25 protein-coding genes are annotated in these 25,592 nt (G+C 71.2%); 11 read left to right on the forward strand and 14 right to left on the reverse strand.

The window, feature by feature from the left end; genetic code table 11:
- Window positions 1–103: 103 nt before the first annotated feature.
- The 6 genes from WU80_RS03560 to WU80_RS03585 all read right to left on the reverse strand — a co-directional run bounded on the left by WU80_RS03560 (window position 104) and on the right by WU80_RS03585 (window position 5,600).
- Window positions 104–655 carry a pentapeptide repeat-containing protein gene (locus WU80_RS03560; protein WP_055401276.1) on the reverse strand — a complete coding sequence of 184 codons (552 nt, stop codon included), beginning with the start codon at window positions 653–655 and terminating at the stop codon, window positions 104–106.
- Complete coding sequence (locus tag WU80_RS03565) at window positions 652–1,245, reverse strand: ATP/GTP-binding protein (protein ID WP_055401278.1); 594 nt, start codon at window positions 1,243–1,245, stop codon at window positions 652–654. Before WU80_RS03565 ends, WU80_RS03560 begins: the two co-directional genes overlap by 4 nt.
- Complete coding sequence (locus WU80_RS03570; protein ID WP_055401280.1) at window positions 1,226–1,600, reverse strand: DUF742 domain-containing protein; 375 nt, start codon at window positions 1,598–1,600, stop codon at window positions 1,226–1,228. Before WU80_RS03570 ends, WU80_RS03565 begins: the two co-directional genes overlap by 20 nt.
- A gap of 6 nt (window positions 1,601–1,606) precedes the next feature.
- A complete protein-coding gene (locus tag WU80_RS03575; protein WP_055401282.1) occupies window positions 1,607–2,005 on the reverse strand; it encodes a serine protease inhibitor in 399 nt (132 codons plus the stop codon).
- Complete coding sequence (locus tag WU80_RS03580) at window positions 2,002–4,755, reverse strand: ATP-binding protein (RefSeq protein WP_055401382.1); 2,754 nt, start codon at window positions 4,753–4,755, stop codon at window positions 2,002–2,004. Before WU80_RS03580 ends, WU80_RS03575 begins: the two co-directional genes overlap by 4 nt.
- A gap of 239 nt (window positions 4,756–4,994) precedes the next feature.
- Window positions 4,995–5,600, reverse strand: coding sequence for a bifunctional 2-polyprenyl-6-hydroxyphenol methylase/3-demethylubiquinol 3-O-methyltransferase UbiG (locus tag WU80_RS03585; RefSeq protein WP_055401283.1), 606 nt, complete (start codon window positions 5,598–5,600; stop codon window positions 4,995–4,997).
- Window positions 5,601–5,617: 17 nt separating this feature from the next.
- On the opposite strand from WU80_RS03585, the gene WU80_RS03590 reads away from it, so the two are divergent.
- Both WU80_RS03590 and WU80_RS03595 read left to right on the forward strand, forming a co-directional pair.
- Window positions 5,618–6,082 (forward strand): tRNA (cytidine(34)-2'-O)-methyltransferase, encoded by a 465-nt coding sequence (locus tag WU80_RS03590; RefSeq protein WP_055401285.1) that lies wholly within the window; start codon window positions 5,618–5,620, stop codon window positions 6,080–6,082.
- A 36-nt stretch (window positions 6,083–6,118) separates the two neighbouring features.
- Window positions 6,119–6,445 (forward strand): YciI family protein, encoded by a 327-nt coding sequence (locus tag WU80_RS03595; protein WP_055401287.1) that lies wholly within the window; start codon window positions 6,119–6,121, stop codon window positions 6,443–6,445.
- Here WU80_RS03595 and WU80_RS03600 read toward each other — a convergent pair whose 3' ends face one another.
- Window positions 6,446–7,090, reverse strand: coding sequence for a nitroreductase family protein (locus WU80_RS03600; RefSeq protein ID WP_055401289.1), 645 nt, complete (start codon window positions 7,088–7,090; stop codon window positions 6,446–6,448).
- 22 nt (window positions 7,091–7,112) lie between these two features.
- On the opposite strand from WU80_RS03600, the gene WU80_RS03605 reads away from it, so the two are divergent.
- Window positions 7,113–7,529 carry a TIGR03667 family PPOX class F420-dependent oxidoreductase gene (locus WU80_RS03605; RefSeq protein WP_055401291.1) on the forward strand — a complete coding sequence of 139 codons (417 nt, stop codon included), beginning with the start codon at window positions 7,113–7,115 and terminating at the stop codon, window positions 7,527–7,529.
- A gap of 16 nt (window positions 7,530–7,545) precedes the next feature.
- On the opposite strand, the gene WU80_RS03610 is transcribed toward WU80_RS03605, so the two are convergent.
- Together WU80_RS03610 and WU80_RS03615 are read right to left on the reverse strand one after the other, a co-directional pair.
- A complete protein-coding gene (locus tag WU80_RS03610; RefSeq protein WP_055401293.1) occupies window positions 7,546–7,890 on the reverse strand; it encodes a hypothetical protein in 345 nt (114 codons plus the stop codon).
- A gap of 211 nt (window positions 7,891–8,101) precedes the next feature.
- Window positions 8,102–11,392 carry an error-prone DNA polymerase gene (locus WU80_RS03615; RefSeq protein WP_055401295.1) on the reverse strand — a complete coding sequence of 1,097 codons (3,291 nt, stop codon included), beginning with the start codon at window positions 11,390–11,392 and terminating at the stop codon, window positions 8,102–8,104.
- Window positions 11,393–11,553: 161 nt separating this feature from the next.
- On the opposite strand from WU80_RS03615, the gene WU80_RS03620 reads away from it, so the two are divergent.
- Window positions 11,554–12,882 (forward strand): wax ester/triacylglycerol synthase domain-containing protein, encoded by a 1,329-nt coding sequence (locus WU80_RS03620; protein WP_055401298.1) that lies wholly within the window; start codon window positions 11,554–11,556, stop codon window positions 12,880–12,882.
- A gap of 41 nt (window positions 12,883–12,923) precedes the next feature.
- Complete coding sequence (gene otsB / locus WU80_RS03625) at window positions 12,924–14,051, forward strand: trehalose-phosphatase (RefSeq protein ID WP_055401300.1); 1,128 nt, start codon at window positions 12,924–12,926, stop codon at window positions 14,049–14,051.
- Here otsB and WU80_RS03630 read toward each other — a convergent pair.
- A complete protein-coding gene (locus tag WU80_RS03630) occupies window positions 14,048–14,920 on the reverse strand; it encodes a MaoC family dehydratase (protein WP_055401301.1) in 873 nt (290 codons plus the stop codon). The genes otsB and WU80_RS03630 overlap by 4 nt on opposite strands.
- A gap of 84 nt (window positions 14,921–15,004) precedes the next feature.
- On the opposite strand from WU80_RS03630, the gene WU80_RS03635 reads away from it, so the two are divergent.
- Genes WU80_RS03635 through WU80_RS03655 form a run of 5 tightly spaced genes read left to right on the forward strand, consistent with a single transcriptional unit; the run spans window position 15,005 to window position 20,071 of the window.
- Window positions 15,005–15,718 (forward strand): histidine phosphatase family protein, encoded by a 714-nt coding sequence (locus tag WU80_RS03635; RefSeq protein WP_055401303.1) that lies wholly within the window; start codon window positions 15,005–15,007, stop codon window positions 15,716–15,718.
- A 52-nt stretch (window positions 15,719–15,770) separates the two neighbouring features.
- Window positions 15,771–17,777 (forward strand): SDR family oxidoreductase, encoded by a 2,007-nt coding sequence (locus WU80_RS03640; protein ID WP_055401384.1) that lies wholly within the window; start codon window positions 15,771–15,773, stop codon window positions 17,775–17,777.
- A 43-nt stretch (window positions 17,778–17,820) separates the two neighbouring features.
- The gene (locus tag WU80_RS03645) at window positions 17,821–18,564 is read left to right on the forward strand and encodes a 2OG-Fe dioxygenase family protein (RefSeq protein WP_055401386.1); all 744 of its coding nucleotides are present in this window, start codon (window positions 17,821–17,823) and stop codon (window positions 18,562–18,564) included.
- A 20-nt stretch (window positions 18,565–18,584) separates the two neighbouring features.
- The gene (locus tag WU80_RS03650; RefSeq protein ID WP_055401305.1) at window positions 18,585–19,616 is read left to right on the forward strand and encodes a nucleoside hydrolase; all 1,032 of its coding nucleotides are present in this window, start codon (window positions 18,585–18,587) and stop codon (window positions 19,614–19,616) included.
- Complete coding sequence (locus tag WU80_RS03655) at window positions 19,613–20,071, forward strand: hypothetical protein (protein WP_055401308.1); 459 nt, start codon at window positions 19,613–19,615, stop codon at window positions 20,069–20,071. Before WU80_RS03650 ends, WU80_RS03655 begins: the two co-directional genes overlap by 4 nt.
- Before the next feature lie 51 nt (window positions 20,072–20,122).
- Here the strand turns inward: WU80_RS03655 and cmaA1 are convergent, their stop codons facing one another.
- Genes cmaA1 through WU80_RS03670 form a run of 3 tightly spaced genes read right to left on the reverse strand, consistent with a single transcriptional unit; the run spans window position 20,123 to window position 23,321 of the window.
- Window positions 20,123–21,010: a cyclopropane mycolic acid synthase CmaA1 gene (cmaA1, locus tag WU80_RS03660; RefSeq protein ID WP_055401310.1), complete on the reverse strand. Its 888-nt coding sequence runs from the start codon at window positions 21,008–21,010 to the stop codon at window positions 20,123–20,125.
- Between the two features lie 40 nt (window positions 21,011–21,050).
- A complete protein-coding gene (locus tag WU80_RS03665; protein ID WP_055401312.1) occupies window positions 21,051–22,592 on the reverse strand; it encodes a DNA polymerase Y family protein in 1,542 nt (513 codons plus the stop codon).
- Between the two features lie 36 nt (window positions 22,593–22,628).
- Window positions 22,629–23,321 (reverse strand): hypothetical protein, encoded by a 693-nt coding sequence (locus WU80_RS03670; RefSeq protein WP_055401314.1) that lies wholly within the window; start codon window positions 23,319–23,321, stop codon window positions 22,629–22,631.
- A 99-nt stretch (window positions 23,322–23,420) separates the two neighbouring features.
- Between WU80_RS03670 and WU80_RS03675 the strand changes: the two genes are divergently transcribed.
- Entirely contained in the window at window positions 23,421–24,014 is a 594-nt protein-coding gene (locus WU80_RS03675; protein ID WP_156349475.1) for a hypothetical protein, read from the forward strand.
- Window positions 24,015–24,033: 19 nt separating this feature from the next.
- Here the strand turns inward: WU80_RS03675 and guaA are convergent, their stop codons facing one another.
- Window positions 24,034–25,569 carry a glutamine-hydrolyzing GMP synthase gene (guaA, locus tag WU80_RS03680; protein WP_055401316.1) on the reverse strand — a complete coding sequence of 512 codons (1,536 nt, stop codon included), beginning with the start codon at window positions 25,567–25,569 and terminating at the stop codon, window positions 24,034–24,036.
- Between the last annotated feature and the right edge of the window lie 23 nt (window positions 25,570–25,592).

The following is a 25,592-nucleotide window of genomic DNA, read 5'->3' on the forward strand; positions in this document are numbered from 1 at the left end:
ACACCGCCGGCGCCTGGCTGTTCGACATGGGCATGCTCGTGGGGCTGTCGATCGCGTACACCGCCGTCGTTCGGTGGCGGATCCGGCTCAAGCACTGAGCCGCTCAGCCGTCGAGCCGCAACCCCTGAGCCGCCGCGAAGGCGACGGCCTGACCGACGTCCACACGCGCCCCCGTCAGCCTCGCGGTTCGCCACAGCGAGGCATCCACGGTCGCGCCGCGCAGGTCGGCGTCGTCCAGCCGGGCGCCCGTCGCCCGCGCGCCGGACAGGTCGGCGCCGCGCAACACCGCCTTGCGCAGGTCCGCCTCCACCAGGCTGGCCTCGCGCAACCGGCAGCCGCTCAGGTCGACGCCCCGCAGGTCGTTACCGCCGAGCACCGCGAGCGTGAAGTCGACCTCGTCGAAGACGATCGGCCGCAACCGGCACTGCACGAAGACCGACCCCAGCATGCTGCATTGCGCAAACGTGCTGTGCCACAACGATGTTCGCTGAAAGGTGCAATTGCGAAACGCCGACCCGCGATGTTGCGACTCGGCCAGGTTCGCGCCGCTGAAGTTGCACTGGTCGAACACGGCCCGCTCGGTGCGCAGCCGGCTGAGATCTGAGTCGGTGAAATCGTGGCCGGTGAACTCGCGATCGGCCCAGGGGTCGGTCAACTGGCGAGGGTGGTCAGCGCGTATTCGCTCACCGCGATCAAGGCGTCGGTCGCCGACCGGCGGTCCCGGGCGTCGACCGTGATCACCGGGATGTGCGCGGGCAAGGTGAGCGCCTCGCGCACCTCGGCGACCGGGTAGCGCGGCGCGCCGTCGAACTCGTTGACCGCGACCAAGAACGGCAGGTTGCGGTGCTCGAAGAAGTCGACGGCGGCGAAGCTGTCCTCCAGGCGGCGGCAGTCGACCAACACGATCGCCCCGATGGCGCCGCGGACCAGGTCGTCCCACATGAACCAGAACCGGCGCTGCCCCGGCGTTCCGAACAGGTAGAGCACCAGGTCCTCTTCGAGCGTGATGCGGCCGAAGTCCATCGCGACGGTGGTGGTCCGCTTGTCCGGGGTGGCCTCCAGCGCGTCGACGGCGGTCGAGGCGTCGGTGAGCATCGCCTCGGTGCGCAGCGGCATGATCTCCGACACCGCACCGACGAAAGTCGTTTTGCCGGCGCCGAATCCGCCCGCGATGACGATCTTGGTCGATGCGTGGGCGGAATCGGAGTGCACGTCGGGCCGCGCCTCAGAGTGCCTTAAGGCCACGCAGGGTCCTTCCTATCAGTTCGTGGCGCTCATCCCTTGTCGAACGCTCGGACAACGTCCTATGCACCCGAAGGTAGCCGGACAACACCAGATCGCCGACGAGGACGCGCGTGACGCCGAGCGGCAGATCGAGTCGGGCCGAGATCTCCGCGACCGACGGGCTGGCGACGCACAGTTGGATGATCTTGCCTTTCGCGTCGTCGGGCGGCCATTTGTGGGCCAGGCCGGCCTGCAGCGTCTGGATCGGCGCTTCCACGGGAAGGTCGACGTCGGTGCCGGTCCGTCCGGACGTCAGGGTGTACGGGCGGACCAGGTTGCCGCTACGCGGGCTCGGCCGGGGCTCGGATTCGTCCATCGCGGCTCACGAGACGCCAGACCGGCGGGTGGACTGCACCACGCCGCCGACGCGCTCGACCAGGATGGCCATCTCGTAGCCGATTTGACCGATGTCGCACGACGTCTCGGCCAGCGTGGCCAGGTGCGAACCGTCGCCGACGCGCATCAACAGCAGGTAGCCGTTCTGCATCTCGACCACCGATTGCAGCACCTGGCCGCCCTCGAACAGCTGGGCCGCGCCGGTCGCGAGGCTGGCCAGGCCGGAGGCCACCGCGGCCAGCTGGTCGGCGCGCTCGCGCGGGAGGTGTTCGCTGGCGGCGATGGGCAGCCCGTCCACGGAGACCAGCAGGGCGTGCGCCACGCCGGGGACCTCGCGGGCGAACCGCGTCACCAGCCAGTCCAGCGGATTACCGGGCGACGTCATTCCTGATCATCCCCCTGCTCGCGGGCGTGCGACCGGCCGGTGCGCACGCCGCCGAAGTGGCTGCTGAACGACGCCCGAACCGCCTCGGGGTCGCGTGCCGTGGCCGCGTGCTGCGGTTCCCGATCGGAGTCCGGCTGGTCCGGCCCGGGCAGGCCCGTCCCGTTGGCCGCCCCGGGAACCAGCCGGGCGCCGGGCGTGCGGACCGGCAGACCGTGCTCGGCGGTGCGCGACTCGACGGGCTTGTCTTCGGCCGCGGCGGCCAGCGTCCAGCCGCGGTCCCACACCGACTGCCAGTCCAGGTCGGGGCTGTTGACCAGGTCGTGCGGGTCGCCCAGCATCTCCGACAGCATGCGCCGGTAGATCACGTCGTCGTCGGCCGCCTGGGTGGCGGGCTGGGTGGCGGCCTTGGGGGCGGGCGGGATCGACGGGCCGGGCGCGCTCGGGGTCGCCGGCTTGTCGGCCTCCCGGGACCGCGCGGCGAAGAACGCCGACGTGTCCGACGCCGCCCGCACCGGCTGGGGCGCTTCGGGTTTGGGCTCCGGAGCCGGCGGCGCCGCCGGGCTCGGCGGCGCGGCCGGGGTGGCCGGGGCGCCGCCGCTCTCCCACCACGGGCTGGGCAGTTCGCGGCGCTGCCGCTGCGGCAGCCGCGCGGCGGGCGCGTCGGGCACCTCGGTGATGCCGCTGGAACCGGGGTTGCGGCGCGGCAGCAGGGTGACGGACGGCGCGGCCTCCTGGGCGGCGGGCTCCGGCTTGCGTTCGGCTTCGGGCGCCGGGGCGGCGGGTTGCGCGCTGGGCGAGGACACCGCCCGGATCCGGGCCACCCGGGCGGGCTGGGCCGCGGCCGTGCCCTCGAGGATCGTGGGCGGCAGGTAGATCTCGGCGGTGGTGCCGGAGCCCGCCTCGTTGGCCGCCGGGCCGCGCAGCCCCACCCGGATGCCGTGCCGGGCCGCGATCCGGCCGACCACGAACAGGCCCATGTGCCGGGCGTTGTCGGGGCTGACCTCGCCGCCGGCCTGCAGCCGCATGTTGGCGATCCGCCGATCGGTGTCGTTCATGCCCAGGCCGGAGTCCGCGACCCGCACCACGACTCCGCCGTCCCCGCCGCGGGCCGCCGACACCCGCACGGGCGTCGCGGGCGGCGAGTAGCGCAGGGCGTTGTCGATCAGCTCGGCGAACAGGTGGATCGCGCCGCCGGCGGCCGCGCCGATCAGCGTGGCGTTCTCCGGCAGCCCGGCGATCTCGACGCGGCGGTAGTCCTCGACCTCCGACACCGCGGCGTTGAGCACGGTCGACAGCGGCACCGGGTCGCGCTGGTCGCGGGCGAGCTGCGCGCCGGCGAGCACCAGCAGGTTGGCGCTGTTGCGGCGCAGCCGCGCGGCCAGGTGGTCCAGCCGGAACAGGCTGTCCAGGCGCTCGGGGTCCTCCTCGTTGCGCTCCAGCCGGTCGATCAGCGACAGCTGCTGGTCCACCAGCGACCGGCTGCGCCGCGACATGGTCTCGAACATGTCGTTGACCAGCAGCCGCAGCCGGGCCTCGTCGCCGGCGAGCAGCAGGGCCTGGGTGTGCAGTTCGTCGACCGCGTGCGCGACCTGGCCGATCTCCTCGGTGGTGTACACGGGCAGCGGCTCCGGCGTCGGCTCGGCGCCGCCGGCCTTGACCCGGGCGATCTCCTCCTCGAGGTCGGTGTGGGCCACCTTGAGGGCGCCGTCGCGCAGGATCCGCAAGGGCCGCACCAGCGCGCGCGCCACCAGCAGCACGACCACCAGCGCGATCACGATGGCGGACAGCACCAGGACGGTGTCGAGGATCGCGGCGTTGCGCTTGTCGGCGGCCTGGGCGTGCACGGCCTTGGTCACCGACGCGGTCGCGTCCCTGATCACCTGATCGGCGATGTCGTCGGTGGTTTGGATCGAGCGCAGCAGGTCGGCGTTGTCGACGAGCACGCTGGCCGGATCGGACATGATCGCCATCCGGGTCACCAACTGCTGCTGCAGGGTCTTGGCCGCGGGCGAACCGGCGCCGAGGACCTCGCTCATCCCGAACAGCGTCGACGGCTCGGTGCCGGCCAGGGTGATCATCGAGGTGCGCAGCTGCGGCTCGGGCAGGTCGGCGCCGCGGGTGACCAGGATCTTCTGCATGGTCATCTGCCCGCGGGCCCCGACCGCCCGGCTCAGGCCCTGGGTCTGGGCGCGGATCTTCTCGTCGTCAACGCGCACCGAGGCGTTGATGACGTCCTCCGCATTCAGCAGGATCGGGGCGTAGAGGGTCACCCGTTCCCGCAAACCGAGGCCGTTGTCGGACGCCTTGTTCACCAGCATCTGGCCGCCGTCGAGCAAGTTGTTCACCCCCGACCGGACCTCGGGGGTCACGTCGGTGTCGCGCAGCCGGGTGTCCAGCTCGTACTTGCGGGCCTCGAAGTTCTTCTTGGCGCCGTCGACGTCGCGCCCGGTGCTGCCCGCCAGCAGGGCCACGTCCAGCGCCGACATGTACTTGGTGACCACCGGCACCAGGTCCGCGCGGGCGGCGGCCAGCCGCAGGCCGCCCGAGTTCGCCATCGCGCCCTGGATCCGCAGCGCCCCGAACGCCGTCGCCAGCACCAGCGGGACCAGCACAATCGCCAGGACCTTCCACCGGACCGGCCAGTTGCTCAGCGACCAGGTCGGGGGGCGTTTGGCCGGCGCCGGGTCGGCGTGGACCTGCGGCGACTCGGACCGGACCGCCTCGGCCGCGTGGGCCGGGCGGGCGAACATGGTCACGTCGCCGCGGCCGCGCGACCGGCCGCTGCGCTGATGGTCAGCGCTCGAGAAAACGAGAGGCTCATGAGACTTCCTGCTTTATCCACCCGTGCCACGCCAGAGGGGCGCGAGCGCGTCAACGTGGCAATCCGACGAGTATGACAGCCCGCGGTCCAGGTCACCACAGTCCGTACTGAGCAGACAGGCTCCTCCAAGGTGGTGCCGCGCACGGGCGGACGATCCTGGCAAACCCGCTAGGCGTGGCGGAGGACCGCGACGAGGAAGTCCGAGTCATCGGTGAACGGGCGGAGATCCCAGGTGGACAGCAGCAGGTCGGGCTCGAACCCGGCGGCCGTCGCGTCGCCCAGGAACTCGGCGAACCCGTAGTCGCGGCCGGCGCCGAAGCCGATCGCCGCCCGGCCCTCGCCGCCGAGGTGGGCGCGCAGGCGGCCCAGCACCCGGACGCGGGTGCTGGGGGCGAGGAACGTCATCACGTTGCCGGCGGACACGATCACGTCGAACGGTTCGGCGATGCCGCGCGCGGGCAGGTCGAGCTCGGCGAGGTCGCCAACCAGCCAGCGCGGGCCGGGGTGGTCCTGCTCGGCCGCTTCGATCAGCGCCGGATCGACGTCGACGCCGACGACGTGGTGGCCGGCGGCGGCCAGGTACCCGCCGAGGCGGCCGGGCCCGCAACCGGCGTCGAGGATGCGGGCACCGCGCGGCGCCATCGCGTCCACGAAGCGGGCCTCGCCGGCCAGGTCGTCGCCGGCGCGGGCCATCGCCCGGAACCGCTCGATGTACCAGCGCGAATGTCCTGGATCGGCAGCGACTTTCTGCATCCAGAGGCTCTGCTCGACCATGCGACCATTATCGCGTTGTGTTCAAGCTGATGTTTTACTGCCCGCGCATCCCCCCGAACACGGGCAACGCGATCCGGACCGTGGCGGCGACGGGCTGCGAACTGCACCTGGTCGAGCCGATGGGCTTCGACCTGTCCGAGCCCAAGCTGCGGCGGGCCGGGCTGGACTACCACGACCTGGCGTCGGTCACGGTCCACGCCTCGCTCGCGGCCGCGTGGGAGGCGCTCACGCCGGCCCGGGTGTTCGCGTTCACGTCGCACGCGCCCACGTCGTTCGCGGACGTCCGCTACCGGGCGGGCGACGTGTTGATGTTCGGGCCCGAGCCCACCGGGCTGGACGCCGCGACGCTGGCCGACGAGCACATCACCGAGCAGGTGCGCATCCCGATGCTGGCCGGCCGCCGCTCGCTGAACCTGTCCAACGCCGCGGCCGTCGCCGTCTACGAGGCCTGGCGCCAGCACGGCTACCCGGGCGGTGTCTAGCGATGAGTTACGCGGCCGGCGGCGGTCAACATTGATATGCCCACCTTCATCACGATCGGTTACGGCGAAGCGGCCGGATACCACCAGTTGAGCGACGACCGCAAACACGCCGCGCACGCTCGCGACGACGAGCTCAGCGCGGCCGGCGCCCTCGTCGGCCGAGCCGGACAACCCGTGCAGGTGCGCAACCCGGACGGCGCGGGCGTGCGGATCGAGCCCGGCCCCTTCCTGCGCTCGGCGTTGCCGATCGCGGGGTTCGCGGTGGTCGAGGCCGAGGACATCGACGCGGCGATCGAGCGGGTGAGCCAGACGCCGTGTGCGGTCGCGCACGGGGTCGTCGAGGTTTGGCCTCTGCAAACCTGATTACCAGGTGTTCCAGTGGGTGAGCTGCTCGGCGGGCAGCCGCTTGGCCGGGCGGAAGTCGGTGCCCTTGGTGTAGGCGATGGGGAACAGCCCGCCCTGGCTGTACTCGTCGAACGGGATGCCCACCACGTCGGCGACCTGCTTTTCACCGTCACCGAGCAGGTGCAGCGTCGTCCAGCACGACCCCAGCCCGCGTGAGCGCAGCGCCAGGCAAAAGCTCCAGACCGCCGGGAACAGCGACGCCCAGAACGACACGCCGCCCAGCGGCTGCTTCTCCTCCCGGCCAAAGATGCAGGGAATCAGCAACACCGGCGCCTCGTGCATGTGTTCGGCGAGGTAGGTCGCGGAGTCGCGCACCTTGCCCATCCGCTCCCCGCGGGTGTCCCCCTCGGCGTATTCGGGAGCGGGTGAGCTCAGATAGGCGCGGGCGTTCTTCAGATAGACGTCGCCGATCGCCTTCTTCTTGTCCGCGTCCTCGACGAACACCCACTGCCAGCCCTGCGAATTGGATCCGGTGGGCGCCTGCAGCGCCAGGTCGAGGCATTCCATAAGCACCTCGCGGGGTACCGGCTTGTCGAAGTCGAGGCGTTTGCGGACCGAGCGGGTGGTGGTGAGGACTTCGTCGACGGACAAGTTGAGGGTCATGTTTGGAGGTTACATTCGGCCTATGAGCGTCGAACTGACAGAAGAGGTTTCCCAGCGGCTCGAGTCGGACAACTTCGGCTGGCTGACCACCGTCGCCAAATCGGGTCAACCGGTTCCCCGGCTGGTCTGGTTTTACTTCGACGGCACCAGGCTCACGGTGTACACGTTGCCGCAAGCCGCCAAAGTCGCCCATATCAAGAGGCATCCCGAGGTGAGCCTCAATTTGGATTCCGACGGCAGCGGCGGCGGCATCATCGTCATCGGGGGCACCGCGACGGTCGACGCGACCGGCGTGAACTGCCGGGACGACGCGCCCTACTGGGCGAAATACCGGACGCTCGCCGAGGAATTGGAGTCGGAGACGGGCATGTCGATGGAGGCGTTCAGCACCCGGTTGGCGATCACCCCGACCCGGGTCTGGACGACACCGGAGGCCTAGTCGTGATCGGTCCCGGTCAGCTTGCGGGCGGGGGCGGCTCGCCGGGCGGGATCGCCCCGCCGCAGCCGCCCGGCGGAGGCGGCCCCGGCAGGGGTTCGTCGCCGCCGACGCAGTCGTAATAGAACTGCGGGCCGACTATCCAGGTTTTCATCCACTGGTGCCAAAACGAGCCGTCGGGATACTTCTCGCCGTCGCACACGGCCAGATTGCCGTAACCCCATCGACCGCCCGGGCAGAAGCCCTTCGTCATGTCCGGCTGGTGCGGGTCCGGCGGATCGGCGCTGGCGGCGGCGGGCGAAAGAACAAGCGCCGCAGCACAACCCAGCATCGCGGCGCCGTGGCGAACGGGCTTGAATCTCATTTCGACTCCCTTGACACCCTCGATCAATACAGCCGATTCCCAGCGATCTGTTTGCAGTAGCGTACGGCGCGGCGCATGTGCTGTGTGCCTTTCCGCGCAAACGGCTCGACAACCGCTTCGGCCGCGCCGAACGTGCAGTCACGGCGAGAATTTCGCCAAAACCTCGCCGTCAGTGCACGTTCGGTGCGGTGGTCTTGGCGGCCCGGGCGGCTCAGCGGAAGTCGCGCGACTTCGAGCCGACCGCCAGCGTGATGCGCCCCAGCCGCTCGGCGACGACGGTGACGGCGCCGCTGGCGTTTTGGACCTGGCCGCGCACCAGCATCGCCGGGGCGGTGTTGGCCAGCTTGCGGTGCCGCGCCCACACCGCCGGCGTGCACAGCACGTTGACCATTCCGGTCTCGTCCTCGAGGTTGAGAAACGTCACCCCCTGGGCCGTGCCGGGCCGTTGCCGGTGGGTCACCGCACCGGCGATCAGCACCCGATCGCCGTCGGGCACCGAAAGCAGCTTCTCGGCGGGCACCACACCCATCGCGTCCAGGTCCGCCCGCAGGAACTGCGTCGGGTAACTGTCCGGGGAGACGCCGGTGGCCCACACGTCGGCCGCGGCCAGTTCCAGCTCGCTCATCCCGGGCAGCGCCGGGATGTGCGACGACGAGCCCACCCCGGGCAGGCGGTCCGGGCGCTGGGTGGCGGCCGCCCCGGCCGCCCACAACGCCTCGCGCCGGGACATGGAAAAGCAGCCCAGCGCACCGGCCGTCGCCAGCGCCTCGGTCTGCGGCACCGACAGCTGCAACCGGGTGGTCAGGTCCAACAGGGAAGCGAAGGCGCCGTTGGTCTTTCGCTCCTGCACCAGCCGCTCGGCGAGGTCGTCGCCGATGTGCCGCACGGCGCCAAGGCCCAGGCGCACCTCCGTCCCGCCGTTCTCGAGGGTGGCGTACGCCAGGCTGGCGTTGACGTCCGGCCCGTGCACCGTCACGCCGTGCCGGCGCGCGTCGGCCACCAGCGACTGGGGCGAATAGAAGCCCATCGGCTGCGCGCGCAGCAGCGCCGCGCAGAACGCCGCCGGGTGGTGCAGCTTGAACCACGACGAGTAGAACACCAGCGACGCGAAGGACAGCGCGTGGCTCTCCGGGAAGCCGAAATTGGCGAAGGCTTCCAGCTTTTCGTAGGTCCGGTCGATCACCTCGTCGGGGGCGCCGTGCAGCGCGCGCATGCCCTCGTAGAACCGCCCGCGCAACCGTCGCATGCGTTCGGTGGAGCGCTTGGACCCCATGGCGCGCCGCAGCTGGTCGGCCTCGGCGGCCGAAAAGCCGGCGCAGTCCACCGCCAGCTGCATCAACTGCTCCTGAAAGAGCGGCACCCCCAATGTCTTTCGCAGCGCCGATTCCATGGACGGGTGGTCGTAGGTCACCGGGTCCAGGCCGTTGCGCCGCCGGATGTAGGGGTGCACCGATCCGCCCTGGATGGGACCGGGGCGGATCAGCGCGACCTCCACCACCAGGTCGTAGAAGATCCGCGGCCGCAGCCGGGGCAACGTGGCCATCTGCGCCCGCGACTCCACCTGGAACACGCCGACGGAATCGGCGCGGGCCAGCATCTCGTACACCGCCGGCTCGGAGAGGTCGAGGCGGGCCAGGTCGACCTCGATCCCCTTGTGCTCGGCCACCAGGTCGATGGCGTAGTGCAGCGCCGAGAGCATGCCCAGCCCGAGCAGGTCGAACTTCACCAAACCGATTGCCGCGCAGTCGTCTTTGTCCCATTGCAGGACGCTGCGGTTCTCCATGCGCGCCCACTCCACCGGGCACACATCGGCGATCGGCCGGTCGCAGATCACCATGCCGCCGGAATGGATGCCCATGTGCCGCGGCAGGTTCCGGATCTGGTTGGCCAGGTCGACCACCTGCGGCGGGATGCCCTCGACGTCGGGCGAATCGGCCAACCCGTTCCAGTGGCCGATCTGTTTGCTCCACGCGTCCTGTTGCCCCTGCGAGAAGCCCAGGGCGCGGGCCATGTCGCGCACCGCGATCCGGCCCCGGTAGGTGATGACGTTGGCGACCTGGGCGGCGTAGTCGCGGCCGTATTTGTCGTAGACGTACTGGATGACCTTCTCGCGCTGGTCCGACTCGATGTCCATGTCGATGTCGGGCGGCCCGTCGCGGGCGGGCGACAGGAACCGCTCGAACAGTAGCTCGTTGGCCACCGGATCCACCGCGGTGACGCCGAGGGCATAACAGACCGCGGAATTGGCCGCCGATCCCCTGCCCTGGCACAGGATGTTGTTCTCGCGGCAGAACCGGGCGATGTCGTGCACCACCAGGAAGTAGCCCGGAAACGTAAGCCGTTCAATCACTTTCAGTTCATGCTCGATCTGGGCGTAGGCACGTGACGCCCTGTCGGGCGGCCCGTAACGGTCCCGCGCACCCACCATGGTCAGCTGCCGCAGCCAGCTGTCCTCGGTGTGCCCGGCGGGCACGTCGAAGGGCGGCAGCTGCGGCGCGATGAGCGCCAGCCCGAACGCGCACTGCTCGCCGAGCTCGGCGGCGGCGGTCACCGCGTCGGGGCCTCCAAAAGGCACCTGCGCGAACAGCCGGGCCATCTCCTCGCCGGACCGCAGGTGCGAACCACCCAGCGGGGCCAGCCATCCGGCCGCGGCGTCCAGGGACTGCCGCGCCCGGATGGCGCCCATCGCCATGGCCAGCCTGCGCCGTGACGGCCCCGCGAAATGCGCCCCGGTGGTGGCGACCACGCCGACGCCGAAGCGGGACGCCAGCCCGGCCAGCGTCGCGTTGCGTTCGTCGTCGAGCGGGTGACCGTGGTGGGTCAACTCGATGCTGACCCGATGTGCGCCAAACCGGTCCACCAGATCGGCCAGCGCCCGCTGCGCGGCTTCCGGGCCTTGCGACAACGCTTGGCGGACATGGCCTTTGCGGCACCCGGTCAGGATGTGCCAGTGGCCGCCGGCCGCCTCGGTGAGCGCGTCGAGGTCGTAGCGCGGCTTGCCCTTCTCCCCGCCGGCCAGGTGCGCCGCGGCAAGCTGCCGCGACAGCCGCCGGTAGCCCTCCGGGCCGCGGGCCAGCACCAGCAGGTGCGGGCCGGGCGGATCGGGCGTCTCGGTGCGGGCGCCCGGCCCCAGCGACAGCTCGGCGCCGAACACGGTGCGCAGGTCGAGTTCGGCGGCCGCCTCGGCGAACCGCACCGCCCCGTACAGGCCGTCGTGATCGGTGAGCGCCAGAGCGCGCAGGCCCAGCCGGGCCGCCTCCTCGACCATCTCCTCCGGCGTGCTGGCCCCGTCGAGGAAGCTGAACGCCGAATGCGCGTGCAACTCGGCATAAGCGACCGACGTGCGGGCCGGCCGGGCGTCGTCCGGCGGCCGGTACGTGCCGCGCTTGGACGACAGGGGGGCATCCTCCCCGGGGACCACCGGCACGCCGGCGTGGCGCGGCTTGCTGTCGAGGACACGCTCCATCTCCGCCCAGCTCGGCGGACCGTTAAACCAGCCCACCGCGCCAGTCTATCGAATGTTTGTTCGAATTACCTCCGGCGCAGGCCAACCGTTGTTAAACCGATCGTCAACTCCTAAACAAGCTCTTAACGCCGCGGGCCTACCGCGGGCGCGCGGGCAGGCGGACACTGGTACGAGGGCAGATTGGCGGCGGGGAGAACATGGCGCAGGTGAGGTCACCGGACGCGGCGTTCCTGAACGCTCACGACGCCGACCAGCACGCCGGCCTGGCGATCGGCGCGGTCGCCATCGTCGACGGCGCCGCCCCCGATTACCGGCGTCTCGAAGCGCTTCTGGCGGAACGCATTCGGTCGATACCGCGCTGCACCCAGGTGCTACCCGCGCGCCCGGCGGACCAGGACTGGGTCGACTGCCCGGAATTCGACCTCGCCCAGCACGTGCACCGGGTGGCGATCCCCCGGCCGGGTGACGACACCGAGCTGTCCCGGGCCATTGCCCACGCCCTCGAGCGCCCCCTGGACCTCGACCGTCCGCCCTGGGAGTGCTGGATGATCGAGGGCCTCAAGGGCAACCGGTGGGCGATCCTGATGAAGATCCACCACCGCCTGCTGAACGGCAAGTCGCCCGCCCACCTGCTCAGCAGGCTTTGCGACGACGCCGACGACGCCACCTTCGCCGATCCCCCCGGCGCGAAACAGGTTGCGCGGCAGCCGGTGCGGCGACCGGGCTGGGCCGACACGTTGTGGCGGGCGTCCTGGGCGACCACCGGGGCCGTCGTCGGCGCGGTCCTGCCCGGCCTGCGGACGCCCGACCGGGCCACCCTGCGGCGCTACGCCACGGTGCGGGTCCCGATCGCCGAGGTCGACCGCGTGTGCCGCAAATTCGGGGTGACCGTCAACGACGTCGCGCTCGCCGCCGCCACCGAGGGCTTCCGGACGGTGCTGATCGGCCGCGGCGAGGAGCCGCGGCCGGACTCGCTGCGTGCGCTGGTGCCGGCGCCGGTCCAATCGCCGTACCTGCCGGTCGAACACGACGACCCGGTCCAGCGGTTGCGGACCGTGCAGATCCGGTGGAAGGAAAGGGAAACCGGCCCGCCGCCAGCCCGCGGCATGCTCGAGTCGGCGCTCAATTCATTGCCAACGGTGTTGCGGGACAACGTCAATGCGTTGCTCTCCCGGCTGCCGCAGCGCGCCATCGTGACGCTGGCGACCAGCGTGCCCGGCCCCCGTCACCGGCTGCGCCTGATGGGCCAGACGATGGAGCGCCTGCTGCCCATTCCCCCGACCGCCGTCCAGCTGAGCACCGGGGTCGCGGTGCTCAGCTACGGCGATGAGCTGGTGTTCGGCATCACCGCCGAGCCCGGCGCCGGGTTCGACGTCAAGCAATTGGCCGCCGGCATCGAACTGGGCATGGCGCGGCTGGTGGCGCTCAGCGGTGACTCGGTGCTGTTGCTCAGCGATCGGCGCCGCAAGCGAACGTTTCCGCACCGGGCACCGGGGCCGCGCCCGCCGGGGCAAGCGCGGCGCTGACCCACTCCCGCCCGGCCCGGCCGGCGTGAGAAGGTTGGGTCATGCCAGATTCCGGGTCGGTGATCATCGACCCGCGCCGCCATGACGCGGTGCTGTTCGACGCGCCCGACCCCGTCCTGGATGGGCAACTGCGCGAGATCGGCGTCGGTGCCGCGGTTTTCTCCTCGCCCGAGGACCTGTCAAGGGCGGCCGACGACCTGGGCGTGCGGCCCGGTCGATGCGCGGTGGTCACCGCCGACGCGGCGGGCGTCGCCGCCGCGCGGGCCGGCGGCTTCGCCTTGGTGATCGGCACCGGGCACGGCGACGCATTGCGGGACGCCGGCGCGGACGCGGTCGTCGCCGACCTGCGCGAGGTCGCCGTGCGCACCGGGGACCGGCGGATGTCGCAGCTGCCCGACGCGCTGGAAGCCCTCGACCACCTGGCCGCGCGGCGACCGGCGGTGTTCTTCGACTTCGACGGCACGCTGTCCGACATCGTCAACGACCCCGACGCCGCCGTCCCGGTCGCCGGCGCCACCGATGCCCTGCGGCAGCTGGCCGCGCGGTGCCCGGTCGCGGTGTTGTCGGGCCGCGACCTGGCCGACGTCACGAAACGGGTTGGCGTGCAAGGGATATGGTACGCCGGCAGCCACGGATTCGAGCTGACCGCGCCCGACGGCACGCACCACCAGAACGACGCCGCCGCGGCGGCCATTCCGGTGCTGGAGGGCGCGGCCGGCGAGCTGCGCGAACGACTGGGCGCCATCGACGGTGTCGTGGTGGAACACAAGCGCTTTGGGGTCGCCGTGCATTACCGCAACGCCGCCCGGGACCGCGTCGGCGAGGTGGCGGCCGCGGTGCGCGCGGCGGGCCGCCGCGACGGCCTGCGGGTGACCACCGGCCGCGAGGTCATCGAGCTGCGCCCGGACCTGGATTGGGACAAGGGGAAAACGCTGCGCTGGGTGCTCGACCACCTGACCGAGGCCGAGGTGGCCCCCCGGACGCCGGTCTACCTCGGCGACGACATCACCGACGAGGACGCATTCGACGCGGTCCACGACGGTGGCGTGCCAATCCTGGTGCGGCACTACGACGACGGGGACCGCGCCACCGCGGCGCAGTTCGCACTGGACAGCCCCGAGCGCGCCAGCGAGTTCACCGCCCGGCTGGCGCGCGAGCTGTCCGGCTAGGCCTGCACGTATTCCGCCGCGCCGTCGTCGAGCACCACCCGGGGGCCGGAGCCTTCCGCCCCCGAGGCCTCGGTGCGGAACACCGCCTTGCCCGGCTCGGTTCGCCAGATCATGGTGGTCAGCGTCTCGCCGGGGAACACCGGAGAGGTGAACCGCGCGGCGATCGAGGTGACATTGGCCGCGGTCCCGCCGCCGAGTTCGGCGACCAGCGCGCGGCCCGTCACCCCATAGCTGCACAGCCCGTGCAGGATCGGCTTCGGGAACCCGGCCAGCTCACGGGCGAACCACGGATCGCTGTGCAGCGGGTTGCGGTCACCGGACAGCCGGTAGATCAGCGCCTGGTCTTCCCGGGTGGGCAACGCCACCCGGGCGTCGGGCTCGCGGTCGGGGATCTCCGGGGCCACCGGCCGCTGACCCGGCACGCCCCCGAACCCGCCCTCGCCCCGGATCACCAGGGTGGTGAGCGTCTCGGCGATCAGCTTCTCCGAGTCCGGGTCGGTGCCCCGGCCGCGCAACACCAGGATCGCGTTCTTGCCCTCGCCCTTGTCCTGGATGTCGGCGACCTCGGTGACCACCGACAGCTTCCCGGCCGGCGGCAGCGGCGCGTGCAACCGGATTTCCTGCGAGCCGTGTAACAGCATGGCCCAGTTGAACGTTCCGACCTTGCCGGCCGCCCCGAACGCCGGGCAACAGATCACGGCGTAGGTGGGCAGCACCTGCTGATCGATGCCGTGGCTGTTCTCGGTGGTGAACGACAGGTCGTCCAGGCCGGCGCCGACGCCGAGCGCATACAGCAGCGTGTCCCGGTCGGTCCACTCGAACAGCATCGGTTCGGTCACCGCGCCGACGGCACTCGGGTCAATCGCCATCTGAGTCTCCTTCGCAAGTAATTTCTCCACTTAACCATCGCAAACCCTTCCCACCGATGCCGTCGGCAGGGCAGGCTATTTGCCATGCCGAAGCGCAGCTTGATCCGGAACGTCTCGAAGGCCGTCGCGGCGCTGACCGCGGTCCTCGTCGTCGGGGCCTGCGGCGGGACACCGCAGGCGCGCAGCATCACGATCACGTTCATCCGGCACGCCCAGTCGGCATCCAACGCCAGCGGGATCATCGACACCTCGGTGCCCGGGCCCAGCCTGACCCCCGAGGGCCAGGGGCAGGCCCAGCAAGTCGCGCACCAGGCGGGCCACAAGGACTACGACGGCATCTACGCCTCCACCATGGTCCGCACCCAGCAAACCGCCGCGCCGCTGGCCTCGGAGCTGGGCAAGCAGGTCGAGGTGCTGCAGGGCATTCAGGAGATCAACGCGGGCTGGTTCGAGGGCAAGCCGATCCCGCAGGAGAACGCGACGTATCTGCTGGCGCCGGCGGACTGGCTCCGCGGCGACACGCAGGACAGCATCCCCGGGTCGGTCAGCGGCAAGGAGTTCAACGAACAGTTCACCGCCGCCATCGCGAAGGTCTACAACAGCGGCCAGCACGACCCGGTGGTGTTCTCGCACAAGTTCGCCATCGAGTACTGGACGCTGATGAACACGAAGAACGCCAAGGACTCGTTGCTGACCAGCCACCCCCTGCCCAACGTCGGCCGCGTGGTGATCACCGGCAACCCGCTCTACGGCTGGACCTTGGTGGAGTGGGACGGCATCAAGGACTTCCACAACTGACCTCCCTACGCCACGGTTGACGCGGGCGGTCGCGACCGCCACGATGGGCTGCATGCGGTATGTCGTTACCGGCGGTACCGGGTTTATTGGTCGCCGCGTCGTGAGTCGCCTGCTGGACGGCCGGCCCGATGCCCAGGTGTGGGTGCTGGTCCGCCGGGAGTCGCTGGGCCGCTTCGAACGCCTGGCGGCCGAGTGGGGCGAGCGGGCGAAGCCGCTGGTCGCGGCGCTGCCGGGGCTGGAGCTGGCCGACGAGACCGTCGCCGAGCTGGGCCGGGTCGACCACGTCGTGCACTGCGCGGCGATCTACGACATCACCGCCGACGAGGCGCGGCAGCGGGCCACCAACGTCGACGGCACCCGCGCCGTCGTCGGGCTGGCGCAGCGGCTGGGCGCGACGTTGCACCACGTGTCCTCGATCGCCGTGGCGGGCGACTTCCCCGGCGAGTACACCGAGGACGACTTCGACGTCGGCCAGCGCCTGCCCAGCCCGTACCACCGGACGAAGTTCGAGGCCGAGCTGCTGGTGCGCTCGGCCCCGGGACTGCGTTACCGGATCTACCGGCCGGCGGTGGTCGTGGGCGATTCGCGCACCGGCGAGATGGACAAGGTCGACGGGCCGTACTACTTCTTCGGCGTGCTGGCCAAGCTGGCGGCGTTGCCGTCGCTGACACCCGTCCTGCTGCCCGACACCGGTCGCACCAACATCGTGCCGGTCGACTACGTCGTCGACGCGCTGGTCGCGCTCATGCACGCCGAGGGTGGTGACGGCCGCACGTTCCACCTGACCGCCCCCAAAACCGTTGGGCTGCGCGGCATCTACCGCGGCGTCGCCAGCGCGGCGGGCCTGCCGCCCGCGCGCGGGTCGCTGCCCGGCTCCGTTGCCGCGCCGGTGCTGAGGGTGCGGGGCCGGGCCCGGGTGCTGCGCAACATGGCGGCCACCCAGCTCGGCATCCCGGCCGAGGTGTTCGACCTCGTCGACCTCAAGCCCACCTTCGTCAACGACCAGACCCGGAACGCGTTGCGCGGCACCGGCATCGAGGTGCCCGAGTTCTCCGACTACGCGCCCAGGCTGTGGCGGTACTGGGCCGAGCACCTCGACCCCGACCGGGCGCGCCGCGACGATCCGCGAGCCCCGCTGCGGGGCAGGCACGTCATCATCACCGGCGCGTCCAGCGGCATCGGCCGCGCGGCGGCCATCGCCGTCGCCGAAAGGGGCGCAACCGTGTTCGCCCTTGCGCGCAATGCCGACGCGCTGGACCAGCTGGTCGCCGAGATCCGCGCCGGCGGGGGCGACGCCCACGCCTTCACCTGCGACGTCACCGATTCCACCTCGGTCGAGCACACCATCAAGGACATCCTGGGGCGCTTCGACCACATCGACTACCTGGTGAACAACGCGGGCCGATCGATTCGCCGCTCGGTGGTCAATTCGACCGATCGGCTGCACGACTACGAGCGGGTGATGGCGGTCAACTACTTCGGCGCGGTGCGCATGGTGCTGGCGCTGCTGCCGCACTGGCGCGAGCGCCGCTTCGGTCACGTGGTCAACGTCTCCAGCGCCGGCGTGCAGGCGCGCAACCCCAAGTACAGCTCGTACCTGCCCACCAAGGCGGCGCTGGACGCGTTCGCCGACGTGGTCGGGTCGGAAACGCTGTCCGACCACATCACGTTCACCAATATCCATATGCCCCTGGTCCGTACGCCGATGATCGCGCCGTCGCACCGGCTCAACCCGGTGCCCGCCATCAGCCCGGAGCGCGCGGCCGCCATGGTGGTGCGCGGCCTGGTCGAGAAGCCGGCCCGCATCGACACCCCGCTGGGCACGCTGGCCGAGGTGGGCAACTACTTCGCGCCGCGGACGTCCCGGCGCATCCTGCACCAGCTGTACCTGGGTTACCCCGACTCGGCCGCCGCCCGCGGCGTGCCCGCCGAACCGGCCGCCGCCGCTGCGCGGCCACCGCGCAAGCCGAGGCGGCCCGTCCGCGCGGTCACCAAGGGCATCCGGACACCGCGAGGAGTCAAGCGTCTGGTGCGCTTGGTGCCCGGAGTGCACTGGTAAATCGACGCGTTTGCGCCGCGCGCGATTGCGGTATTCCGGCGCGATGACCCGGATTCTGTCCGAAAAGCGGACCGACGCCGACCCGGTGGCCGCCGCGGCCCGGCTGGTCGCCACGACCGGCGCCGCCGTGATGTCCTCGTTCGACGTGACGCGGAGCCTGGGTGCCGGCCGCGAAGAGTGGACCCGGTTCGCCCGGCATTGGCAGCGGCTGGGGCCCGACCCCTACGCGGCCGAGCTGGGCGTGCAGCGGCTGCGCCGGTACGGCCAGTACTCCCTGCGCGACGGGGTGCTGCGACCGATGCCCAGGAGCACGTTCGTGCAGCCGGAGGACTCCAATCCGCTCTACATCGGCAAGGACCGCGACTTCGAGCCGCTGACCGAGGCGTTCGCTGGGGATCCCTTGCTGCGCAAGCTGATCGATCTGCTGGCCCGGGTGGCGGACGCCCTGGACCGGGTGCAGGACTGGAACGTCAAGGTGCATCTGTTCCGGATCCGGTCGTTGACGGACGAGGGCGGCCATCCCACGCCCGAGGGGATGCACCGCGACGGCGTCACCCTGGTCAGCTCTCTGCTGGTCGGGCGGCGCAACGCCATCGGCGGCGAGAGTACCGTGTGCGACCTCGACGGCCGGCAGTTGCTGGCGACCACGCTGGCCGAGCCCGGCACGCTGATGCTGGGCGACGACCGCCGCACGCTGCACGGCGTCTCCCCGATCCGGCCGATCGACGGCTCGGGCCCCGCGCAGCGTGACGTCCTGGTGATCACCTTCGCCTCGGCGTGGCCGTAGCCGCCGGTATCGTTACCGCGGTGAACCCCGTCTTCGTCGACGTCGACACCGGCGTGGACGACGCGCTGGCCCTGATGTACCTTTTCGCCAGCCCGGACGCGGACGTGGTCGGCATCGCCTCCACCGGGGGAAACGTTGGCGTGCAACAGGTTTGCGAGAACAACCTGGGCCTGCTCGAGCTGTGCGCCGTCACCGGCATACCGGTCTCCAAGGGCTCCGACGAGACCCTGTCGGGGCCCATGGGCCTGCCGTCGAAGGTCCACGGCTCCCGGGGGCTGGGGTACGCCGAGCTGCCGCCCGCCGATCGCCGGCTCACCGATCACGACTCGGCGACCGCCTGGGTGCGCGCCGCGCACGCCTTTCCGGGTGAGCTCATCGGCGTCGCGACCGGGCCGCTGACCAATCTGGCGTTGGCGCTGCGCGCCGAACCGGCGTTGCCGACGCTGTTGCGCCGGCTTGTCGTCATGGGCGGTTCCTACGATCACCGGGGCAACACCACGCCGGTGGCGGAATGGAACATCAGCGTGGACCCCGAGGCCGCCGCCGAGGTGCTGGCCGCCTGGGACCCCGAAGTCGTTGGGCCAGAGCGCCTTCCGATCCTCTGCGGTTTGGACCTGACCCGCAAGGTGGCGATGACGCCGGATCACCTCGCCAGGCTGGCGGCCGCCGCCGGGTCGACGGCGACGCCGATGAGCGCGGACGACGAGCCCGGCACCCGGTCGACGGCGTCCAACCCGCTGATCCGGGTGGTCGAGGACGCGATGCGGTTCTACCTCGAGGCCTACCACGACAACGGCCACGGCTACCAGGCGCATCTGCACGATCCGCTGGCCGCCGCCGCGGCGCTGGACCCGGGGCTGGTCACCACGCGCCCGGCGACGGTCGACATCGAGCTGACGGGGACGCTGACCCGCGCCATGACGGTGACCGATTGGTCGGGACACCGAAAGCCCAACGCCCTGATCGGCGTTGACGTCGACGCGGCGGCGTTCTTCGACCGGTTCATCGACCGGGTTGGGGCCTTCGCGAGCCGGTTACCCTGTACCCCATGAAGATTCGCTTCATCGAGGTGCTCCGCGCGGGGTGGGGCGCCGTGCTGCTGGCCGCCCCGTCCGAGGTGCTGGACCACATTCACGGCGTGCAGGTCGATCGCAAGGCGCTCGTCGTCACCCGGATCCTGGGCGGACGTCACATCGTCCAGGCGCTGCTGTCGGGGATCAATCCCGGTCCGGAGGTGCTGGCGGCCGGCGTGTGGGTGGACACCGTGCACTCGGCCACCGCGCTCGGCCTGGCCGCGGTGGACCGGCGCCGGGCCCGCGGCGGGGTGACCGACGCGGCCGTCGCGGCGTCGTGGGCGGCGCTGGGCTGGCGCCACCTGCGTGCCGGGCAGGCCAGGACCGACGGCGTGCGGGGCCGCGATCGGCTGGCCCGCGCCGTGGTGGGGGCGTTGCCCGGCGGCGCCGGGCTGATGGCGCGGGCGCGGGCGGTGCGCGACGGGCAGGGCTGAGGGCGCTAGCCGTCGATGCTCAAGCGCCGCTCGGTGTCCGGCGTGCCGTGGTCATTTCTGCAACGTGAACTGATCGACGTCGATGTATCCGATCCGGAATGCGTCGGCACAACCGGTCAGGTATTTCATGTAGCGCTCGTAGACTTCCTCGGACTGCACCGCGATGGCCTGGTCCTTATTGGCCTGCAGTGCGGCGGCCCAGAGGTCGAGCGTCTTGGCGTAGTGCGGCTGCAGCGACTGCACGCGGGTCACGGTGAAGCCGTTCGCGGTGGCGCGCTCTTCCACCATCGGTATCGACGGTAGCCGCCCGCCCGGAAAGATCTCGTTGACAATGAATTTGATGAATCGGGCGAACGTGAACGAAAGCGGCATGCCACGCTCGGCCATCTCCGTCGGGTGCAGCCCGGTGATGGTGTGCAGCAGCATGATTCCGTCGTCGGGCAACAGGTCATGCGTCAGGGTGAAGAACGCGTCGTAGCGCTCGTGCCCGAAGTGCTCGAAGGCGCCGATGCTGACGATCCGGTCCACCGGCTCGTCGAACTGCTCCCAGCCCTCCAGTAGGACCCGCGCGGAACGTGGGCTGTCGGATTGGGCGATCAGCTGTTCGACGTGATCGGCCTGGTTGCGGCTCAGGGTGAGGCCGACGACGTTGACGTCGTATTTTTCGATGGCGCGCATCATGGTGGCGCCCCAACCGCAGCCGACGTCGAGCAACGTCATGCCGGGCTTCAGCCCGAGTTTGCCGAGCGCGAGGTCGATCTTGGCGATCTGCGCTTCTTCCAGCGTCATGTCATCGCGCTCGAAGTAGGCGCAGCTGTACGTCTGGGTCGGGTCGAGGAACAGCCGGAAGAATTCGTCCGACAGGTCGTAGTGGGCCTGCACATCGTCGAAGTGCGGCGTTAAGTCATTTCCCTCGGGGGGCTCCGACGTCGTTGGCATCGTGTCAGCCTAGTCGCCGAGCGGGCGGAGATGCGTGTACTCACTCGTAGCTGCCCTCGAGGTACCAGCGCCGCTGGCGGTAGCACAGCAGAAACGCCCGCTCGCCTTCCAGCAGGACCTGCGCGCGGGCGGTGCGGCCCTTTCCGACGTCGGGATCCCACCACCGCTCGTCGACCGGCCATGGGCCGGCCCACCAGTCCAGCCGTTCGTCTTGGCCGTGCCCGGTCAGCCGCGCCGGGTCGGCGGAGAACAGCCCCCGGTTGGTCACCCGCACCGGGTTCCCTTGGGCGTCAAGCAATTCCACCGCGTCGTCGAGCAACACCGCCGGCGACGGCTCCGGCAGCCGGCCGGGCCACGGCTGAACCGGGTCGGCCCGCGGAACCGGTTCGTCGCCCAGGGGGGTCAGCGTGATGCGTTCGGCCGGCCCGCGCCCGCCGGACAGCACCGGCACGCGCACCGCCTCCGGGCCGAGCAGGCCCTGCACCCGCACCAGGGCCCGGCGGGCCCGCAGCCGGTCCTCCTCGCCCAGACCACCCCACAAGGGCAACTGCAGCGCCTCGGCCGACACCACCTCGACCGCCTGCAGCCGCAACAAAGTCACCGCCGCCGTCGGGCGGGGGTGACGCGCGGTCCGGCTGCTCAACCAGCCGTCCAGTTGCCAACGCACCCGGTCGGCGGTGGCGTCCTCGGCCAACGGCTCGGCGCATCGCCAAACCCGGTGCAGCTCTTCGCCGTTGGCGGTGACGGCGTGAATGCCCAGCCGGGTGCAGCCCACCCCGGCGGCCATCAGCGTCCGGTGCAGCGCCGCGGCCAGCGAACGCCCGGCGAAGGCCGCCGCGTCGACCCGGTCGATCGGCGGGTCGCAGTCCAGCACGGCCTCCAGCTCCTCCGGCGGCTCCCGCCCGGACGGTCCCCGCTCGGGTTCGCCGCGGGCCAGCCGGTGCGCGGCCACCCCGTCGGCGCCGAATCGGGACGCCACGTCGGTGGCCGACAGCGCGGCGAAATGGCCGATGGTGCGAATCCCCATCCGCCACAACAGGTCCGTCAGCTCTTCGCGCCCGGGGCCGCACAGGCTGGGTTCGGTGGCAAGCTGGCGGATCGACAGCACCGACAGGAACTTCGCGTCACCGCCCGCCGGGACGATGCGGCCCGCCCGCGCCGCGAAGACCGCGGTGGACAACCGGTCGGCGATCCCGACCTGGCATTCGGCGCCCGCCACCGAACTCACAGCCACCGCGTCGATCAGCCGCTCGGCGGCGTCGGCCTCGGAGCCGAAATAGCGGGCCGCCCCGCGCACGGGCAGCACCAAGAGCCCGGGCCGCAGCACCTCGGCGCGCGGCACCAGGTCGTCCACCGCGGCAATGACCGCTTCGAAGTGGCGGGCGTCGCGGTCCGCGTCGGCGGTGGCGACGTGCAGCTGCGGGCAGCGGGCCGCCGCCTCCCGGCGCCGCAGCCCCCGCCGCACTCCCGCCGCGCGAGCGGCCGCCGAGCAGGCGATCACCCGATTGGCCAACGTGACCGCCACCGGGGCGGTCGCGGACAGCCCGGCGGCCGCGGCCGCCGCGACCGCCGGCCAGTCCATGCACCAGACGGCCAGTACCCGGGATGCCACCGGGATTCACCCGGCTCGCGCCCGGGCGGTCACCCGTCGTCCCGCACACACCCCGCTGACCTGCAGCCGCACCCGGCCGATCCGGCCGAAGCCGGGGGCGGGCACCCCCCGGCTCCCCGGCGTGATCTCGTAGCCGCAGACCCGGGCCTCCAGCCGGGTGGACGCCCCCTGCCAGTCGCCGTCGGTGACCAACACCGTGCACCCCTTGCTGCGGGCCCGCGCCACCACCGCCCGCGCCCGGGTCTGCGGCACCCGGCGGCCGCCCAGGCCGAGGACCACCAGGTCCATGCCGTCGACGAGCACCGCGGCCACCTCCACCGGATCGGTTCCGGGATCCGGTATCACCGCCAGCCGGCTCAGATCCGCCCCCATCTCCGCGGCGGCCAGCAATCCGATATCCGGCTGGCCGACGATTGCCACGTTGCCGCCCGCCGCCGTCACCGCGGCCACCACACCCAACAGCAGCGAGCGGGCGCCGGAGAGCACCGCCACCGTTCCGCGTGGCAGGGGCGCGGGCAGCGACTCCGCCAGCCACGTCGGCAGGGCCAGTTGGGCTTCCGATTCCGGCAGCAGATCGTCGGCGCGGGCGGGCGCGGGCCCCGGCGCCTTGCCGGCGATCACGGCCATCCGCCGGCGAAGCGATTCGAGCTGCTCAGCGCGGGTTTCCCGGCCGGTATCGGTGGCGAAAGCCGCAGTCATGACGAGCCTCCTCCACCGCTGTTTTCGAAAGTATGTTCGACTGATTGAGAGTTAACACCCACCCTCCGACAACCGTCAAGAAACGTGAGAGGCTGCTTTATGCGGTCGATACTGGTGGGGCTGATGGTGCCTTTTTGCATCACTTTTCCCGCGCCGGCCCACGCCGCGCCCTGCCAACCCGCGGAGCTGTTCGCCGCCGACAACGCCGATCCCCTGTTCGAACCGCAGGCCGACGTGACGATCGCCCAGGAAGGCATAGCGGTGACGGGGTCGACCCCGCTCGACGGGGTGTACTGGTCGAGCGCGCTGCAGCGAACCACCCACGAGCGCTCGCGGGAATTTCATCTGTGCGGGGTCGACGGCTCGTCGCACACCGCCGCCGAGGCGCTGCGCCGCCAGTTCGACCAGGACGCGGTGCTGACCTTCGACTACCTGCCGCAGAACGCGCCGCGACAGAACGCGATCCTCATCACCGTGCCGAACGTCGACGTCGTGCGCCTCGGCGACGCGCTGGCGGCCGACCCGGTCGCCCGCGACCACATCCGCGGCGGATCCGTCACCACGACCGACCACACCCTGATCCCGGTCGCCGAAGACGGCGACCGCGACATCGCCCGCGGGCTCGTCACCGCGGCCGGCGGAAACTGGGATGCGGCCATGATCACCTATGGCAGGCGTGAATTCGTCGAGTAGCCGCACACTCGCGGACTGGCTACTCCCACTCGATGGTGCCCGGGGGCTTGCTGGTGATGTCCAGCACCACGCGGTTGACCTCGGCCACCTCGTTGGTGATGCGCGTGGAGATGCGCTCCAGCACCTCGTAGGGCACCCGGGTCCAGTCGGCCGTCATGGCGTCCTCGCTGGACACCGGCCGCAGCACGATCGGGTGCCCGTAGGTGCGGTTGTCGCCCTGCACCCCGACCGATCGCACGTCGCCCAGCAGCACCACCGGGCATTGCCAGATCAGGTTGTCCAGGCCGGCGGCGGTCAGCTCCTCGCGCGCGATCTCATCGGCCCGCCGCAACGTGTCCAGCCGCTGCGCGGTGACCTCACCGACGATCCGGATGCCCAGCCCGGGCCCCGGAAACGGTTGGCGCGCAACGATTTCCTCCGGCAGGCCGAGCTCACGCCCGACGGCGCGCACCTCGTCCTTGAACAGCAGCCGCAGCGGCTCGACGAGCTTGAACTTCAGGTCGTCGGGCAGGCCGCCGACGTTGTGGTGGCTCTTGATGTTGGCGGTGCCGCTGCCCCCACCGGATTCCACCACGTCCGGATACAGCGTGCCCTGCACCAGGAATTCGACGTCGGAGCCGCTCTCCCCCACGATGTCGCGCACCGCGCCCTCGAACGCCCGGATGAACTGGCGGCCGATGATCTTGCGCTTGCCCTCGGGGTTGGTCACCCCCGACAACGCCTGCAGGAAGGTATCCGCGGCGTCGACCGTGACCAGGTTGGCGCCGGTCGCGGCCACGAAGTCGCGCTGCACCTGATCCCGCTCGCCGGCACGCAACAGCCCATGGTCGACGAAGACACAGGTCAACCTGTCGCCGATGGCGCGCTGCACCAGCGCGGCGGCCACCGCCGAGTCCACGCCACCGGAGAGCCCGCAGATCGCATGGCCGTCACCGATCTGTTCGCGCACCTGCTCCACCAGCGCGGTGGCGATGTTGGCCGGCGTCCACTCCGCGCCCAGCCCGGCGAAGTCGTGCAGGAAGCGGCTGAGCACCTGCTGCCCGTGCGGGGTGTGCATGACTTCGGGGTGATACTGCACGCCGGCCAGCCGGCGGGCCCGGTTCTCGAAGGCGGCCACCGCCGCGCCCGCGCTGCTGGCCACCACGTCGAACCCGTCCGGCGCGGCCGTGACCGCGTCGCCGTGGCTCATCCACACCGGCTGCACGCTCGGCAGCCCCGAATGCAGTTCGCCCCCAGCGACTTTCAACTCGGTGCGGCCGTACTCACTGGTGCCGGTGTGGGCGACGGTCCCGCCGAGGGCCTGCGCCATGGCCTGGAATCCGTAGCAGATGCCGAACACGGGCACGCCGAGGTCGAACACCGCCGGGTCGAGTTGCGGAGCGCCGGGCTCGTAGACGCTGGACGGCCCCCCGGAGAGCACCAGCGCCGCCGGCTCCCGGGCCTTGATCTCGTCGATCGACGCGGTGTGCGGGATGACCTCGGAGAAGACCCGCGCCTCGCGGACGCGCCGGGCAATCAACTGCGCGTACTGCGCGCCGAAGTCGACGACCAGCACGGGCCGCGGCGGTGCCGCGGGCC

This window comes from Mycobacterium sp. UM_11, from assembly GCF_001414075.1.
In the GTDB taxonomy this organism is placed as follows: domain Bacteria; phylum Actinomycetota; class Actinomycetes; order Mycobacteriales; family Mycobacteriaceae; genus Mycobacterium.

What these genes read in the sequence shown, in the direction of transcription:
- WU80_RS03570 (WP_055401280.1), bottom strand. Translation starts at nt 1,600, where the DNA reads ATGGACGAATCCGAGCCCCGGCCGAGCCCGCGTAGCGGCAACCTGGTC.
- WU80_RS03575 (WP_055401282.1), bottom strand. Translation starts at nt 2,005, where the DNA reads ATGACGTCGCCCGGTAATCCGCTGGACTGGCTGGTGACGCGGTTCGCC.
- WU80_RS03580 (WP_055401382.1), bottom strand. Translation starts at nt 4,755, where the DNA reads ATGTTCGCCCGCCCGGCCCACGCGGCCGAGGCGGTCCGGTCCGAGTCG.
- WU80_RS03585 (WP_055401283.1), bottom strand. Translation starts at nt 5,600, where the DNA reads ATGGTCGAGCAGAGCCTCTGGATGCAGAAAGTCGCTGCCGATCCAGGA.
- WU80_RS03595 (WP_055401287.1), top strand. Translation starts at nt 6,119, where the DNA reads ATGCCCACCTTCATCACGATCGGTTACGGCGAAGCGGCCGGATACCAC.
- WU80_RS03600 (WP_055401289.1), bottom strand. Translation starts at nt 7,090, where the DNA reads ATGACCCTCAACTTGTCCGTCGACGAAGTCCTCACCACCACCCGCTCG.
- WU80_RS03605 (WP_055401291.1), top strand. Translation starts at nt 7,113, where the DNA reads ATGAGCGTCGAACTGACAGAAGAGGTTTCCCAGCGGCTCGAGTCGGAC.
- WU80_RS03610 (WP_055401293.1), bottom strand. Translation starts at nt 7,890, where the DNA reads ATGAGATTCAAGCCCGTTCGCCACGGCGCCGCGATGCTGGGTTGTGCT.
- WU80_RS03620 (WP_055401298.1), top strand. Translation starts at nt 11,554, where the DNA reads ATGGCGCAGGTGAGGTCACCGGACGCGGCGTTCCTGAACGCTCACGAC.
- otsB (WP_055401300.1), top strand. Translation starts at nt 12,924, where the DNA reads ATGCCAGATTCCGGGTCGGTGATCATCGACCCGCGCCGCCATGACGCG.
- WU80_RS03630 (WP_055401301.1), bottom strand. Translation starts at nt 14,920, where the DNA reads ATGGCGATTGACCCGAGTGCCGTCGGCGCGGTGACCGAACCGATGCTG.
- WU80_RS03635 (WP_055401303.1), top strand. Translation starts at nt 15,005, where the DNA reads ATGCCGAAGCGCAGCTTGATCCGGAACGTCTCGAAGGCCGTCGCGGCG.
- WU80_RS03640 (WP_055401384.1), top strand. Translation starts at nt 15,771, where the DNA reads ATGCGGTATGTCGTTACCGGCGGTACCGGGTTTATTGGTCGCCGCGTC.
- WU80_RS03645 (WP_055401386.1), top strand. Translation starts at nt 17,821, where the DNA reads ATGACCCGGATTCTGTCCGAAAAGCGGACCGACGCCGACCCGGTGGCC.
- WU80_RS03655 (WP_055401308.1), top strand. Translation starts at nt 19,613, where the DNA reads ATGAAGATTCGCTTCATCGAGGTGCTCCGCGCGGGGTGGGGCGCCGTG.
- cmaA1 (WP_055401310.1), bottom strand. Translation starts at nt 21,010, where the DNA reads ATGCCAACGACGTCGGAGCCCCCCGAGGGAAATGACTTAACGCCGCAC.
- WU80_RS03665 (WP_055401312.1), bottom strand. Translation starts at nt 22,592, where the DNA reads ATGGACTGGCCGGCGGTCGCGGCGGCCGCGGCCGCCGGGCTGTCCGCG.
- WU80_RS03670 (WP_055401314.1), bottom strand. Translation starts at nt 23,321, where the DNA reads ATGACTGCGGCTTTCGCCACCGATACCGGCCGGGAAACCCGCGCTGAG.
- WU80_RS03675 (WP_156349475.1), top strand. Translation starts at nt 23,421, where the DNA reads ATGCGGTCGATACTGGTGGGGCTGATGGTGCCTTTTTGCATCACTTTT.